The sequence below is a fragment of the Porphyrobacter sp. CACIAM 03H1 genome (assembly GCF_002215495.1).
Lineage (GTDB): Bacteria > Pseudomonadota > Alphaproteobacteria > Sphingomonadales > Sphingomonadaceae > Erythrobacter.
On the sequence record NZ_CP021378.1, the window covers coordinates 768336 to 783222 of the forward strand.

Consider the following 14887-nt stretch of genomic DNA (forward strand, 5'->3'; position numbering starts at 1 on the left):
GCGTTGCGATCAGCTGCCCTGCGTGACGGTGGCGCTGTGACCGGCACCCGATTGGGTGATGGTGGACAGGTTGGCGTTGGAGTTCTGGATCACGGTGGCGGTGTGGCCGCTGCCGCTTTGCAGGACGGTGGACAGGTTGTCCTCGCCCAGCTGATCGACGCTGGCGGTCTGACCGGTCCCGGTCTGATCGACCATCGAGGTGTTGTCCGCGCCGTTCTGGAGCACGTCGGCATTGAGCAGCACCGTCCCGCCCGCGCCGGTCTGGAGCACGGTGCTGGTGTTGCTGCCCGTACCGCCTTGCGTCACGTTGGCGGCGAGGCTGTCGCCCTGCTGATCGATAAGCGCGCGGTTGCTGCCCGAAAGCTGGGTGATGGTCGCATCGTTGTCGCGGCCGGCGTCACCGCCCTGGGTGATCTGCGCGCCGAACAGGAAACCGCCCGACCCGACGTTGTCGTCGCCGACCTGGGAGATCGTGGCCCGCTGGAATTCGCCGCGCTGGATGGTGTTGGCGGTGTTGCCGCTGCCCGACTGGGTGATGCTGGCGACCTGATCGGCTCCGAATCCGGTGTCGGTAACCCCGGCGAACCCGGGCAGCCGATTGCGGCCCTGATCGATGGTGGCTTCGTTGTCGCTGCCGGGCTGGGTGATCGTCGCGCTCTGGCGCTCGCCGCCCTGAGCGATGTCGGCGGTGTTGTCGTTGCCGTCCTGCACGATGAAGGCGTCATGGTCGCGGCCCTGCCCGTCGCCCTGTGCGACATCGGCGCTGTTGCCGTCACCGCCCTGGCGCACGTCGGCGAGCTGGTTGAAGCCGCGCTGGTTGACCGTCGCATCGTTGTCGGTGCCGTCCTGTCGGACCTGCGCATCATGATCGGTGGAGCTATTGGCGCCCTGATTGATCGAGGCGGTGTTGAGGTCGCCGCCCTTCTGCTCGACAAAGGCCGTGTGAAGCCCGCCGGCCTGGCGGATGGTGGCGGTGTTCTCGTTGCTGAGCTGGATCACGCCCGCCGATGCCGTGGTACCCACGCCGTTGCCGGCACCGCCCTGAACGATGTCGGACAGGTTTTCGTCGCCCTCCTGCAGCACGTTCAGCGTATTGGCGCCCACGCCCTCCTGGGTCGCCAGCGAGGTGTTTTCGTTGCCGTTCTGGGTCACGATCGCCTCGTTGAGCCCGCTCGTCTGGGTCATGGTCGAGGTATTGCCGTCACCCCCCTGCGCGATCCTCGCGGTGTTGATGTTGCCCACCTGGACCACGTCGGATTCATTGTCCGAACCGGTCTGGGTGACGCTGGCGAGATCGAGATCGCCGCTTTGCGAAACATCGGAATCGTTGCTGTCGTTCGCCTGGACGACGGTGGTGGTCGAGAAGTCGTTGGTCTGCGACACCACCGAAACGTTCTCGCTGCCGCTCTGGGTCACGGTCGCGGTGTTGTTGTCGTCGGAGCTGCCGACGCCGTTGTCCTGGGTGATGGTCGACCTGTTGAGGCTCCCCGACTGGTTGAGCGTCGCCCGATTCAGATTGCCGCCCTGCGTCACGGTCGAGGTGCCGTCGCTGCCCGACTGCGTCACGGTGATCGCACCGTTCGTCCCGGTCTGGGTCGCAGTGGACTGGTTGCTTTGTGCCAGAGCAGGCGCAGCAACGGCCATTGCCAGCGCCGAAGCGCCGAGCATCACTTGAACTTTCATTTCAATTCCCCCCCATCGCGCCCAGGGAGCCGGAATTTGCGCGCAAATCGACGCGCTGGCCGCCCCCCGCAGCCCGTGTTGTTCAACCAAAACCCTGTAGCGACTCGTATTTTTGCGTACAGTTTACGGTTTGTTAACTCGCCGTAAAGCTTGAATCGGCGCGCTGCTCGTTCCGGGCTCTCGTGGTCTATCGGCGCGGTGGGCATTGGAGCCGCCGCGCTGACCGGTCAGCCAGGCGCGCGCGCGGCCTGCTCCACCGCGATGCCCGCCGTCAGGCCGTGGAGCACCGTCGACAGGACGATGGTGAAGGCAATGATCGCCCATAGCTCGCCCTCGTTGACCAGTTCGACATGGTGGCCGGCATAGGCGAGGTAGTAGATCGAACCGATCCCGCGCACGCCGTAGAATGCGATCACCGCACGCGGGCGACCGGAAACGCCTGTCCCCGCCAGCGCCAGCCACGCCGTGGCCGGGCGGATCACGAAGATCAGCGACAGGCCGATGATCGCCTCCGGCCATCCCAGATAGGGCCATAAGGTCGGCAGCGCCGCCCCGAGCGCGACGAGGATGATGGCCGTCAGCGTGTGCTCGAGCGATTCGGAGAAATCGTGCAGCCTTGCGTGGAACTCGTGCTCGCTCTCCTGCCGGCGCAGCACCAGGCCGGCGACGAAGGCGGCGATGAAGCCGTAACCTTCGGCCAGCTCCGTCATTCCGTAAGCGAGGATCACGCCCGCGAAGGCGACGACGCCGGCCTGTGTCGTGCACAGGGCGTTGGCACGCGGCCAGGCGAACAGCAGCTTCCCGAGCAGCCAGCCGATCGTCGCGCCCCCGAGAGCGCCCACGATCACGCGGTATACGAGATCGCGCGCCACCCATTCGCCCATCAGCCCCGCCGTGACCGCCCCGGTGGTGGCGATCAGCACCCCGAGATGCACGAAGGGGAAGGCGAGACCGTCGTTCAGGCCCGCTTCGGTGGTGAGGGTCAGGCGCACGGTGTTCTCCCCGCCCTCGTTCGGCCGGCCGACCTGCACGTCCCCGGCCAGCACCGGATCGGTCGGAGACAGCACCGCGCCGAGCAGCAGCGCGCCCGCCAGCGTCATCCCCCCCGCCTGCCAGCCGACCAGCGCCAGCGCCGCTATGGTCAGCGGCATGGCGATGGCGAGCAACCGGAAGGTCGGCTTCAGGAGGTCGCGCCCGGTCAGCCGGTCGATCCTGAGGCCGGTGCCGAACAGGCCGATGATCACGCACAGCTCGGCCGAGACTTCCCAGATGCGCGGCGCGCCCAGCGGATCGATGGCCGTGGGCATGCCGGGGATCAACGAGAAGACGGCGTATCCGGTCAGCACCAGCAGCGCCGAGGCCGCCGGTTCGCGGCCCGATATGAAGCGTGGCCACCAGTAGGACACGATGATTGCAAGGCCCGAGGCGGCCAGAAGGACGTGGTACGAACTGAATCCGAACATGGGGTCTCGAATAGCGGCAATGGCGGCAGCCCGGTGCCGCCCCTGCCTGCTTAACCATTCCGGGGCCCGGTTTGGTCCATCGCCCCCGAACGCCGCACCGTGGGCGACGCACAAAAAGGCCCGGAGCCTTGCGGCTCCGGGCGCTCGTGGCCCGCCCCCAGGGGAGAGGGGCGGGGCGCGAGGATGGTCGGCTTAGCGCAGCAGCGACAGCACGTTCTGCTGCGACTGGTTGGCCTGGGCGAGCATCGCGGTCGAGGCCTGACCGAGGATCTGCGCCTTGGCGAGCGCGGTCGTTTCCGCCGAGTAGTCGGTGTCCATGATCCGCGAACGCGCATCGGTGAGGTTGGTCGAGACGTTGGTGAGGTTGTTCACCGCCGACTGCAGGCGGTTCTGGAACGCACCGAGGTCGGCGCGGGCGGTGGTCACCGCACCGATCGCATCGTCATAGTCGTCGAGCGAGGCACCCGCGACCGCCGCCGGAGTGGCGCCGAAGGTCACGACGCCGGCCAGATCGCCGCCGGCGACGTCGAGTTCGGGCAGGGTCAGGGTGATGGCGTCGACCGCTTCGGCACCGGCCTGGATGTCGATGTCGTTGGTCGCGGTCGAGAACAGGTTGATGCCGTTGAAGGTGGTGTTGGAGATCACCGAGTTGATCTGCGAGGCCAGCGCGTCACGCTCCGAATCGATGTTGGCGATGTCGGTGGTCGAATAGGTGCCGTTCGAGCGCTGCACGGTCAGTTCGCGCATCCGCTGGAGCATGTTGGTGACTTCGTCGAGCGCGCCTTCCGCGGTCTGCGCGAGGCTGATGCCGTCGTTGGCGTTGCGGATCCCCTGGGCCATACCGCGGATCTGCGAGGTGAAGGAGGCGGAAATCGCGAGACCCGCAGCGTCGTCGGCGGCGCTGTTGATGCGCTTGCCGCTCGACAGGCGCTCCATCGAGGTGCCGAGCATCTTGCCCGCCGAAACGCTGGCGTTGGTGGCGCGCAGGGCCGAGATGTTGGTGTTCACTACGTTCATTGTTCAAACTCCCGAATGGTCAGGCAGGACGAACAGGCCCGTCGCTGCTGGCCCTAAGAGCGGCCATGTGGCGGGATGTTTAAGCCGAAAAAATATAATAGTGAAAACAACAGAATAGATGAAAATCGGGCGATCGGCACCGTCGCGTCGCCGCCCCTGCCCGCGTGTTCGCCCCTAGGCGTCTAGGGGAAGCTACGGGGGCTTAAATTTGCCTGCTGTGCAGCCTGTATGCGGCAGGGACTTGCCACAAGGCAACACGAGCAGGGGCAAGCATGATGCAACCGGCGAACGGCGCGATCCGCCGCAGGGAAGCACCGCCGCGCGAGGCGGCGCGAAGCGGCAGCGGCGGCCACGACATCCTGATCGGCATGACGGTGCCGCTGATGGGCGGCAGCTGGCAGCGCGACCGGATCGTGCTCGGCGACGGCCTGCCTCCCCAGATGGCGGCGGGAATCGCACGCGGCGGCAAGATCGCGATCACGCTCGATCACGCAGAGGGCACCGCGCCCGCGCTGGCGCTGACCGGCACCAACCGCGTCACGCTTTCCTATGATCCCGCAGCCCTTTCCTCGGCCCGTGCGGCGCTGATCGCGGCATCGGCGCAAGGGGGTTGGCCGGTCGCGGGCGATCCGCAGTCGCTTGCCCTGCTGACCCTTGCCGAACGCATCGCGGCGAGCGACATCCCCGTCCTGCTCGAAGGCCCGACCGGCACCGGCAAGGAGGTGCTGGCGCGCTTCGTCCACCGTCTCTCCGCGCGTGAGGGCGGTGCCTTCGTCGCCGTCAATTGCGCCGCCATGCCCGAAGCCATGCTCGAGGCGCTGCTGTTCGGCCACAAGAAGGGCGCTTTCACCGGCGCGGCCGAGGCTGGCGAGGGGCTGTTCCGCGCAGCCGACGGCGGTACGCTGCTGCTCGACGAGATCGGCGAGCTGCCGCTGGCGCTCCAGGCCAAGCTGCTGCGCGCGCTTCAGGAAGGCGAGATCCTGCCGCTGGGCGCGACCAGGCCGGTCAAGGTCGATGTGCGCGTGATCGCCGCCACCAACCGCAACCTCGCCGAGGAGGCCGCCGCCGGGCGTTTCCGGGAGGACCTGCTCTACCGCCTCAATGTCTTCCCCCTGCGCCTGCCCGCGCTGCGCGAGCGGCCCGGCGATATCGCCCCGCTCGCCTTCGCGATGCTGCTGCGCCATGCGCCCGCCCCCCGGCAGCCGGGCTGGATCACGGGCGATGCCCTCGCGGCGCTGGAGAGTCATGCCTGGCCGGGCAATGTCCGGGAGCTCGAGAACGTCATCCGCCGCGCGATCCTGCTCGCGGGCGACGCGGCGGCGATCGCGCCTCAGCACATCGTCTTCGACACCGCCGTGCGCCCCGCCGCCGATGCCGTGCCCGCCATGCCGATGCCCGCTGCCGTCGCAGCGCCGCGCTCGCTCTCCGATGTCGCCTTCGCTTCCGAGGCGCGGGCGATCCTCGAAACCCTCGGTCGCCACGGCGGCAACCGCGCCGCCACCGCACGCAGCCTCGGGATCTCCGAGCGCACCCTGCGCTATCGCCTCGCCTCGATGCGCGGAGCCGGGATGCTCGCGGCCGCAGGAGGTGCGGCATGAGCGCGGTGAGGACAGGCTTCGGCATCGAGGACGTGATGGCGCTGCGCAGCCAGGTGCTCGCCCGCAGTGCCGCCCTGCGCGCCGTGCGCGCGGCGAGCGAGACGGGCGGCGCGCCTCAGGCGACCGGCCGGGCGCCCGGCGCGGGCTTTGCCGACACGCTCAACACGGCCCTCAAACAGGTCAGCGCGGTGCAGGAGCATTCGAGCGCGATGCAGGTCGCCTACGAGCGCGGCCAAGTGACCGACATCGCCCAGGTGATGCTGGCGCGGCAGGAGGCGGGGGTCGCCTTCGAGGCCACCCTGCAGGTGAGGAACAAGCTCCTCAACGCCTATCAAGACATCATGCGGATGGGGGGCTGATAGATGGCCGACGCCGCTCTGCCCGTTCCCGCCGATCCCCCGGGCCTTCCGGTCGCGCCTGCCGCCGGCGGATGGCGGGGGATGGTTCCGCCGCAGGTTGCCGGATTCCTCGGCCAGCCCGCGCTCGCCCGCGCCCTGCCCGCCATTGCCGGCCTCGGCGCCGTGGCGGCGGCGGCGGGGCTGTGGATGGCGATTTCCTCCGGCCCCGACCGCGTGCTTTACACCAGCCTCACCGATGCCGAGCGCGCCAAGGTGGTCGAAACGCTTGAGGCGGGCGGGATCGGTTACAGCATCGACAACGCGACCGGCGCGCTCTCGGTTGCCGAGAACGACGTCTATCGCGCCAAGATGCTGGTCGCGAGCGACGCCGGGATTGCCGCGCCCGAAGGGGCCGAGGCGATGCTCGATGCCATGCCGCTCGGCACCTCGCGCACGCTGGAAGGCGAACGCCTGCGCCTCGCCCGCGAACGCGAGCTGATGCTGACGATCAAGGAGATCGACGGGATCGAGAGCGTGCGTGTCCACCTCGCCACCCCCGAACGCTCGGTCTTCGTGCGCGAGAACAACCCGCCCAGCGCCTCGGTGATGGTGCGGCTGGTGGGCGGGCGCAGCCTTTCGCAGGAACAGGTCGGCGCGATCGTCAACCTCGTTGCCGCCTCTGTGCCGGGGATGAGCGCCGATGCCGTGCGGGTGGTCGACCAGAACGGCCGCCTCCTCTCCGACCCGCGCGAGGCGGCGGGCGAGGGCCTGACGCTCCAGCGCGAGCACGAGGCGAAGCTGCGCGAACAGCTCGATGCGCTGCTGCTCCCGCTGCTGGGCGAGGGCAATTTCAGTGCTCAGGTGCAGGTCGAACTCGACAGCGCGGAAGTCACAACCGCGCGCGAGACCTATGAAAAGGAAGGCGCAATCCGCAGCGAGAGCGCGCGCGAGGCGACCCGCACCGGGGCCGCGCCCGCGGGCGGCGTTCCGGGCGTCGCTGCCAACACCCCGCCCCCGCAGGCCCAGCTGGTCGACGGCGCGCCGCAGCCTGTCGCCCCCGCCGCTGCCGCCGCCACCGACACCGAAACCGCCACCGATCGCGCCTACGAACTGGGCCGCGAGGTCGCCGTGACCACCGCCGGGCCGGGGCGGCTCAAGAAGCTTTCGGTCGCGGTCGCAGTCAGCGACGAGGCCCTGAAGGCCGCCGCACCCCTCAACGCGCAACGGCTGCAGGCGCTGGTCAGTGCCGCCGTGGGCGCCGATGCCCAGCGCGGGGACAAGGTCGAGGTCGCGGCGAGCAAGTTCGAGCCCGCAACGCTCGAACCGCCTGCCTTCTACGAACAGCCATGGTTCGCGATGCTGGTGCGTTACGGCACGGCGCTGATTGCGGTGCTGCTGGTGCTGCTGCTCGCGGTGCGCCCGCTGATCGGCAAGCTGAGGGGCAAGGGCCGTGACGAGGCTGCGGCCTCTGCGGCTTCGACGCCGGGCGACGGCGCTCTCGCCATCGGGGAAGGCGAAGCCGAGACCACGATGGGCGTGCTCGCCGGGGACAATGGCAGCACACTCGATGACCTCCCCCGCCAGGTCGAGCTCGCCCGCCGCATTGCCGCGAGCCAGCCCGAACGCGCGGTCGAGGCGCTCCAGCGGATGCTCGAGGCACCCGATGCGCGCGGGCCCGAGGCGGAGGCGGCATGATCCCCGAACCGCTCCCCGCGTCCGCTCCGCCGCCCACCCTGCTCAGCCGGGTCGATCGCGCCGCGGTGTTCCTGATGCTGCTCGGCGACGAGGAGGCGACCGGCCTGCTGGCGCGCCTCAGCCCGGAACAGCTCGAAAAGCTCGGCGCGGCGATGCTGGCGCTGGGCGAGATCGAGCAGCCGCACATGGCCGAGGCGCTCGCCGATTTCGCGGGCGAGGCGGCGCGCGAGGTCCTGCCCCGGCGCGGGCGCGACGACCGCGTGCGCAGCCTGCTCGACAAGGCCTTGGGCCCCGCGCGTGCGGAAAGCATGATGCAGCGGATCGAGCCCGATGCCGGGCCGCGCAGCCTCGAACTGGCGAAGTGGCTCGCCCCGGGCGTGCTGGCGCGCCTGATCCTCGACGAGCATCCCCAGGTGATCGCCGCGCTGCTGCTGCTGATCGACCCCGAACCCGCCGCCGCGGTGCTGGCGATGCTCCCGCTCGAACTGCAGACCCTCGTCGTCGAGCGGGTGGCCCGGAGCGGCGCGATCTCGCAGGCCGCGATCGCCACCATCGACACGCTCCTGACCCAGCGCATCAGCGCGACATACGGCACCGCCGCGCTGATGCTGGGCGGACCGCGCGATGCGGCGAACCTCATCAACCTTGCCGCGGGCGAGCTGCGCAACACCGTGCTCCCCGCCATCGCCGAGCGCGACGGGCCGCTTGCCGAGAAGATCGAGGAGGAGCTGTTCACCTTCGAGATGCTGTTCGAACTCGATCCGATGTCGATGGGCCGCCTGCTGCGCGATGTCGACAACGAGAAGCTGGTGGATGCCCTCAAGGGCCTCAAGGAGCCCGAGCGCGCGCCTTTCTTCGCCGCCATGTCGAGCCGCGCGGCGGACGGCGTGCGCGACGAGATCGAACTGCGCGGGCGCCTGGCCAAGAGCGAGGTTGCCGCGGCGCAGAAGGCGATCGTCGAGATCGCGCGGGGGCTGGCCGATGCGGGCGAGATCGTGATCGGAAGCGGCAATGGCGAATTCGTCTGATTGGCTCGGCCGGCTGGCCGGGGCCGATGTCGCCATCGCTCGCGACACGGACGCACAGGCGCCCGACTGGCTCGCCCTGCTCGATACGGCGGGCGCCTTCCGCGAGGCTCCGCTGTTCGGCGATCCGGCAGGGGTGGCCGACCTGCCCGAACCCCTTCAGGAACCCGAACCCGACGAACCCGCACCCGATCCGTTGGCCGAAGCCATCGCCCTTGCGCGCGCCGAAGGCTTTGCCGAGGGCCGCGCCGCCGCCGAGGCCGAAGGCGAGGCGCGAATGGCGCGCCAGCGGGCCTTGCGGCTGACCTTCCGCGCGCTCGACGAGGCCGCTCTCGGCGTGCTCGCCGATGACCTCGCCGCCACCGTCGCTGCGCTGTGCGAGGGCGTTCTCGGCGAGGCGGCACGCGACCCGGCGGGTCTGCGCGAACGCTGCATCGCCGCCGCGCGCCGGATCGGCGAGGCACCGGAGGCGCTGGTGCTGCACCTACACCCCGACGACATCGCCCTGCTCGGCGAGGAGGCGCTTGGCACGATGCGGGTCGCGGGCGATCCTTCGCTCGAACCCGGCAGCGTCGTGATCCAGGGGCCCGAGGGCTCGGTGGCCGATGGCCCCGCCGAATGGCGCCGCGCTATCGCCGCCGCGCTGCGCCCATGATCGCCGAACTCCAGCTCGACCTCGCCCGGATGCGCGCCACGCCGGTCGCCGCCGGGCCGGTGCTGACGGGCCGCGTGGTCGCCTGCGACGGCGGGCTGATCGAGGTCGCGGGCCTGCCGCTTCCCGTCGGTTCGCTCGGGCTGATCGAGAACGATGCGGGGGCCGAGTGCCTCGCCGAGGTGATCGGCTTTCGCGCGGGTCATTCGCTGATGATGCTTCTCGGCGATGCCATGCTGCTGCGCCCGCAGGCGCGGGTGCGCGCGCTGGGGCAGCCGGGCGAGGTGCGGGTCGGCGAGGCGCTGCTCGGCCGCGCGGTCGATGCCCTCGGCGAGCCGATCGACGGCGGCCCTCGGCTCGATTGCAGGGAGGTCTGGCCGCTGGCCGGCAGGCGCGAGGGCGCGCTGGAACGGGCGAGCGTCGAACATCCCTTCGATTGCGGGGTGCGGGCGATCAATGCCCTGTGCGCGATGGGCGTCGGGCAGAGGCTCGGGATCATGGCGGGATCGGGGGTCGGCAAGTCGGTGCTGGTCGACACCATCGCGGGCCATGCCGTTGCCGATGTCACCGTGGTCGCGCTGATCGGCGAGCGGGCGCGCGAGGTCTCGGATTTCGTGAACCGGCACATGGCCGGGCACCGGCGCGGGGGGATCGTGGTGGTGGCCGTGCCGGCCGACCATGCGCCCAACCTGCGGCTGCGGGCGGCGCAGTATGCCTCATCCATCGCCGAATACTTCCGGGCGCAGGGCAAGCGCGTGCTGCTGATCCTCGACAGCCTCACCCGCGTTGCCCACGCCGCGCGCGAGCTGGCGCTGGTGCTGGGCGAGCCCGGCGCCGCGCGGGGCTATCCGCCCTCCGCGCTGGCGGCGATCACGCGCCTTGTCGAGCGCGCGGGCAATTCCGCGCGGAGCGGCGGGGCGGTGACGGGGATCTACACCGTGCTCGCCGACGGGGACGACGCCAACGATCCGGTGGTCGACACCGCGCGCGCGATCCTCGACGGGCATATCGTCCTCTCGCGCGAGCTGGCGGCGCGGGGGCACTATCCCGCGATCGACGTGCCCGCCTCGCTGAGCCGGGTGATGGACGATGTGGTGAGCGCGCCCGTCGCCGCCGCGGCGCGGCGTTTGCGGGGCCTGATCGCGGCGCGCGAGAGCGGGCGCGATCTGGTGATGATGGGCGCCTACCGCGCGGGCGGCGACCCGCTGCTCGACGAGGCGCTGGCCCTGAGCGGCCCGATCGACGCCTTCCTCACCCAGCCGCGCGGGCAGCCCGAGGCGCTGGGGCCGAGCCACGCCGCTCTCCTCGCGCTGATGGCGCCCGCCGGTGCGTGAGGCACGCCGCCTCGCGCTGCTCCGCCGCCAGAGCCTGATCGCCGAGGTGGCGCGCAAGCAGGCCCTGCGCGCGCTGGCCGAGGCGCTCGAGGCCGAGGCGCGCAGCAGCGCGCTCGCCGCGCGCAGCCAGCGCCTGGTGGCGGCGAGCGCGCCCGGCAAGGGGCCGACCACCGGCGCGGCGCTGGCCGCCCGCGCGGAGTTCACCGCCGGTCTTGCAAGGCTGGCCGCCCACGCCGGAGAGGCGGCGCGCGATGCCGCCCGCCAGCGCGACTGGCAGGCCGAGACCCTGACCCGCACCGAGACCCGCGCGCGGCGGCTCGCCGAGATGGCCGCCGAGGCGTGTACCGCGCTTGCCGCCGCGAAGGATCGCCGCGAGGCGGCGCGCGCCGTGCCGCTGGCACGCAAGTTGCACAGTCGCCCGCAAGACTGACCGAAGCCGCAACGAGGTTGCCCGCAATGAGCCCCTTCCTGCCCGAACTGCCCGTCACTCCCGCCCTTCCGCTGCCCGCATCCGCCCTGCCGGCGACCGGGACGGGTGCGGGTGCGGGTGCAGGCGTGGCGAGCGGCGGCGGGCTGGACTTCGCCGCCCTGCTCGGTGCCGCCGCGCTCCCTCCGCCGTCTGCCTCCTCGCAGGGGACGACGGGGGAGAACCGGCCAGCGTCCGACGCGGCGAGTCTGACCCTCATCGCCGCGCCGGAGGAGGCCGCACCCGCCCATCCCCGGGTGCGCCGGCAGGAGGTCCCCGCGCTCCCGGCTCCTGCAGCGCCGCGGCTGCCGGGCGGCCGGATTCTGCCGGAAGCGGGCGAAACCTTGCCGCCCCCGTTGCCGCAGGCTGCCGCCGCGCTTGCGGTTGCGGTGCCGGAAGCGCATCGCGCCCCCCCGGCCATGGCGCGGGCCGAAGTGCCGATGGGACAGCTTCCTCCCTTGGCCGGAGCGGCCGCGGCCCCCGCGCCCGCGCCTTCCTCCGCATCAGACCTCGCACCCGCACCCGCGCCCGGAGCCGTGCCCGAAGGTGCGGCCCTCGTCCTTGCGGTCGCGCCGTCCGCTCTTCGTATCCCGGCCCGCGATCCGCAACCTCCATCCGTCCCGACCGCTGTGTCGCTTGGGATCGCGACGACGTCCGATTTCGTGACCACCGAGGCTCCGCGCCAAGCCGAGCCGGCCGAGACCGGCGAAGCGGCCGAACCGGGCGAACCTGCCCAACCCTCGGCGCCATTTGCCGCCGCATCTGATCTTGTGCCCGGTGCCCCGTGGTCGCCGCCCGCGCAGACCGGCGTGGCGCTTGCGGCTTCGCCGGAACCCGGCCCTGCCCCCGTCCCCGCTTCTGCTGCCGTGTCGGTCCCTGCTGCTGCGCCTGTCGCGCTGGCGGGCGCGCTTGTCGTGCCTGCGGGCGGAGTGGATGCGCCCGCTCCGGCGAAGGCATCGTTTACGCGCGGCTCCGCGTCCCGCTTTGCGGCTGCCGAACCTGCGGTCTCTGCGGTGCCGGCATCGTCCGGCTCCGCCGCGCCGGTGCCCTCCGCACTCCCTGTCGGCATCCCGACCCTGCCCGAGGCGGAACCGGATGCCCTGTCCGTGCCCGCTTCCGGTGCCAGCACGACACCCGCCGCCCCCACGCCCGCCATCCCCGCGCCGTTGCCCCCGCCAACCGCTCCCGCATCCCAGCCTGCCGCCGAGTCGCGCCCGTCCGACCCTGCCGCACCGGTCGAGACCGCCATCGCCCAGGCCGGGACCCTGCGCGAGGCGCTGCGCGCCCAGCGGCCCGAGATGGTGGTGCGCCATGCGGAATTCGGGATGATCTCGCTGCGGCTCGAACCCGCCGCGCCCGACCAGTGGCGCGCGGTGCTGGCGAGCCGCGATCCGGGCTTCGTCCCCGCGATCCAGGCCGCGCTCGCCGAGCGGGCGATCAGCCCCGCTCAGGCGCCCACGGACAGCGGCACGGCGATGGGTCAGAACGGGACAGGTGACCAGCGTTACGGGGCTTCCCCTAACGGGGGTCAAGGATCGTCTCAACCATACCCGGGCCAATCGGGTGGCCGTGACGGCGAGGCTGCGCCGGACCACCGCCGCCCCTCGACTGCGGCCGCACTCGCGGCCCGCGCAGGGGAGCCGGAGGATGATTCTGCCGGTGCCTCGCGGGCACCGGGCGGCCTGTTCGCCTGATCGCATGGGCAAGGCAAGGGAGCTGACAGGGCATGGCCAAGGGTAAGGACAAGGCCGATGGCGCCGATGGCGGCGGCAAGTCCGGCAAGGGCGGGATGATCAAGATCATCCTCGGCGCGGTGCTGCTGCTGGGGTTGGGTGCGGGCGGGGCCTATGGCGCCTTCGCGATGGGCCTGATCGGCGGGGGCGGCGGCGCTAAGGAGCCCGACGAACCCAAGCTGGTGCTCAAGACCGACGCCGATCCCTATCCCCTGCCCGGCGCCGAGAAGGAAAAGGAGGCCGCCGCGCCCGTCTATGGCGAGGGCGGCAGCAAGTATCGCACCGCCTATTATTCCTTCGCCGAAAGCTTCACCTCCAACCTCGCGGATTCGCCGGGGCTGGTGCAGGTCGAGCTGGCGGTCTCTACCCGGCGCGACGGGCGGGTGCTGCAATGGGTCAAGACCCACGAGCTCGCGATCCGTTCGGCGATCCTCGCCCAGCTCGCCGCCACCACCGAGGCCGAGGCCTATGACGTCGAGGGCAAGAAGCGCCTCGCCGAACGGTTGACCAAGGCGGTCAACCAGGTGCTCGAGGAGAACGAGGGCTTCGGCGGGATCGACGCGGTGCACTTCCGGGGGTTCCTGGTCCAATGAGGATGAAACACGCCTTCGCGCCCGCGCGCGCCGCCGCGCTGCATTGCGCCGAGCTCACCGAGCGCGGGCCCAATCCGGCCGAAAGCGCTGCGCTGATGGCGGCCTGGCGGCGCGATCTGGCGCGGCTGCTGGCGGACGACCTTTCGGCCCTGCTCTCGGGCGACCGGCTCGAGGTGAGCATTGCCGAGCCCGAGCGCATGACCGGTGCCGACGCGCTGCGCCGCATCGGCCCGCTCGCCGCCAATGCCCTGATCCGCTGCGGGGCGAGCGGCGAGACCGCGCTCGTCAGCTTCGATTTCGCCACCGCCATCGCGCTCACCGACAAGAGCTTCGGTGGCGACGGGCGGGTGACGGGAAGCGTGCCCGAAGTGCTGCCGCGCTCGGCCGCGCTGCTGATCGAGGAAGCGGCGACGATGATCGCCGGGGCCATCACCGTCGCGGGCTTCGGCGACCTGCCGCCCCCTGCGGCGATGGCGAGCCGCGGCGAGGTGATCGTGCGCAGCGAGAGCGCGGCGCGCCTGAAACCCTTCGCGCTCGATGCCAAGGCGCTGGTCTTCACGCTCGAGATCGCCAACCGTCAGGGCTGCACCTGGCGCGCGGTGCTGGCGGTGGCGACCGAGCGCATGGCGCGGCTGCTGCCCGGCGGCGGGCGGACCTTGCGCGCCCGGACATCCCGCGCGCCCGCAAGCGGCCTTGCCGCGCCCTTTGCCGCTGTGCCGGTGCCGCTCCACGTTGTGCTGGCCGAGTTCGACCTCTCGCTGGCGCGCCTCCAGACGCTGCGTCCGGGCGACACGATCCCGCTCGCGATCGGCCGGCAGGTGCCGCTGATGGCCGGCGATACGCTGGTCGGCCACGGCAGCGTCGGCACCGCCGAGGATCGCATGGCGATCCGCCTCACCCGCATTCCGTCCGCCGTTTTCACCCCATCCGAAGGGATCGCATCATGACCGTCCATCAACCCGCCGCTTTCGCCCGCTTCGGGGACGTCGCCGTGCGCCTGTCGGTCGAGCTCGGCCGCACCGAGATGCCCTTGCGCGATGTGCTGATGCTGGGCGAGGGCAGCACCGTGCCGCTCGACCGGATGACCGACGAGCTGCTCGACGTCACCGCCAATGGCCGCGTCATCGCGCGCGGCGAGGTTGTGGCCGAGAAGGGGCGCTTCGCCCTCAGGATCGTGAGCCTGCTGGGCGAGGAGGGCGAGGAACTGCCGCCCGCGCGCGAGTCTGCCGCACCTGATGGCTCCGCCGATCCGGTGCCGGGCGCGTCCGGCGACGCGCTGTAAGCGGCCGG

Annotated in this window: 14 protein-coding genes; 11 read left to right on the plus strand and 3 right to left on the minus strand. The window is 71.3% G+C overall.

Translation table 11 applies throughout. The annotated features are described in order from the left end of the window. Positions 1 to 9: 9 nt before the first annotated feature. The 3 genes from CBR61_RS03750 to CBR61_RS03760 all read right to left on the minus strand — a co-directional run bounded on the left by CBR61_RS03750 (position 10) and on the right by CBR61_RS03760 (position 4163). Entirely contained in the window at positions 10 to 1683 is a 1674-nt protein-coding gene (locus CBR61_RS03750; RefSeq protein WP_088913154.1) for a beta strand repeat-containing protein, read from the minus strand. A 227-nt stretch (positions 1684 to 1910) separates the two neighbouring features. Then, entirely contained in the window at positions 1911 to 3146 is a 1236-nt protein-coding gene (locus CBR61_RS03755; protein WP_088913155.1) for a cation:proton antiporter, read from the minus strand. Positions 3147 to 3338: 192 nt separating this feature from the next. Further along, on the minus strand, positions 3339 to 4163 hold the full coding sequence (locus CBR61_RS03760; protein WP_088913156.1) for a flagellin: 825 nt from the start codon (positions 4161 to 4163) through the stop codon (positions 3339 to 3341). A 272-nt stretch (positions 4164 to 4435) separates the two neighbouring features. Between CBR61_RS03760 and CBR61_RS03765 the strand changes: the two genes are divergently transcribed. From CBR61_RS03765 to CBR61_RS03815, 11 genes are read left to right on the plus strand one after another with little or no spacing between them, the layout of a single operon-like run. Beyond that, complete coding sequence (locus CBR61_RS03765) at positions 4436 to 5761, plus strand: sigma-54 interaction domain-containing protein (protein ID WP_233996840.1); 1326 nt, start codon at positions 4436 to 4438, stop codon at positions 5759 to 5761. Beyond that, the gene (fliE, locus tag CBR61_RS03770) at positions 5758 to 6120 is read left to right on the plus strand and encodes a flagellar hook-basal body complex protein FliE (protein WP_088913157.1); all 363 of its coding nucleotides are present in this window, start codon (positions 5758 to 5760) and stop codon (positions 6118 to 6120) included. The genes CBR61_RS03765 and fliE overlap by 4 nt, the downstream gene beginning before the upstream one ends. 3 nt (positions 6121 to 6123) lie before the next feature. Then, entirely contained in the window at positions 6124 to 7794 is a 1671-nt protein-coding gene (fliF, locus tag CBR61_RS03775) for a flagellar basal-body MS-ring/collar protein FliF (protein ID WP_233996841.1), read from the plus strand. Next, entirely contained in the window at positions 7791 to 8822 is a 1032-nt protein-coding gene (fliG, locus tag CBR61_RS03780) for a flagellar motor switch protein FliG (protein WP_088913158.1), read from the plus strand. Before fliF ends, fliG begins: the two co-directional genes overlap by 4 nt. Then, entirely contained in the window at positions 8806 to 9474 is a 669-nt protein-coding gene (locus tag CBR61_RS03785; RefSeq protein WP_088913159.1) for a hypothetical protein, read from the plus strand. Before fliG ends, CBR61_RS03785 begins: the two co-directional genes overlap by 17 nt. Then, positions 9438 to 10805: a FliI/YscN family ATPase gene (locus CBR61_RS03790; RefSeq protein WP_420705680.1), complete on the plus strand. Its 1368-nt coding sequence runs from the start codon at positions 9438 to 9440 to the stop codon at positions 10803 to 10805. The genes CBR61_RS03785 and CBR61_RS03790 overlap by 37 nt, the downstream gene beginning before the upstream one ends. Next, positions 10798 to 11235 (plus strand): hypothetical protein, encoded by a 438-nt coding sequence (locus CBR61_RS03795; RefSeq protein WP_088913160.1) that lies wholly within the window; start codon positions 10798 to 10800, stop codon positions 11233 to 11235. Before CBR61_RS03790 ends, CBR61_RS03795 begins: the two co-directional genes overlap by 8 nt. 26 nt (positions 11236 to 11261) lie before the next feature. Continuing rightward, positions 11262 to 12965, plus strand: a complete 1704-nt coding sequence (locus CBR61_RS16720) for a hypothetical protein (protein WP_157696484.1) — start codon at positions 11262 to 11264, stop codon at positions 12963 to 12965. Positions 12966 to 12997: 32 nt separating this feature from the next. After that, entirely contained in the window at positions 12998 to 13597 is a 600-nt protein-coding gene (locus CBR61_RS03805; RefSeq protein ID WP_088913162.1) for a flagellar basal body-associated FliL family protein, read from the plus strand. Continuing rightward, positions 13594 to 14544: a flagellar motor switch protein FliM gene (locus CBR61_RS03810; RefSeq protein WP_088913163.1), complete on the plus strand. Its 951-nt coding sequence runs from the start codon at positions 13594 to 13596 to the stop codon at positions 14542 to 14544. The genes CBR61_RS03805 and CBR61_RS03810 overlap by 4 nt, the downstream gene beginning before the upstream one ends. Continuing rightward, positions 14541 to 14879, plus strand: coding sequence for a FliM/FliN family flagellar motor switch protein (locus tag CBR61_RS03815; RefSeq protein ID WP_088913164.1), 339 nt, complete (start codon positions 14541 to 14543; stop codon positions 14877 to 14879). Before CBR61_RS03810 ends, CBR61_RS03815 begins: the two co-directional genes overlap by 4 nt. The last annotated feature ends 8 nt before the right edge of the window (positions 14880 to 14887 follow it).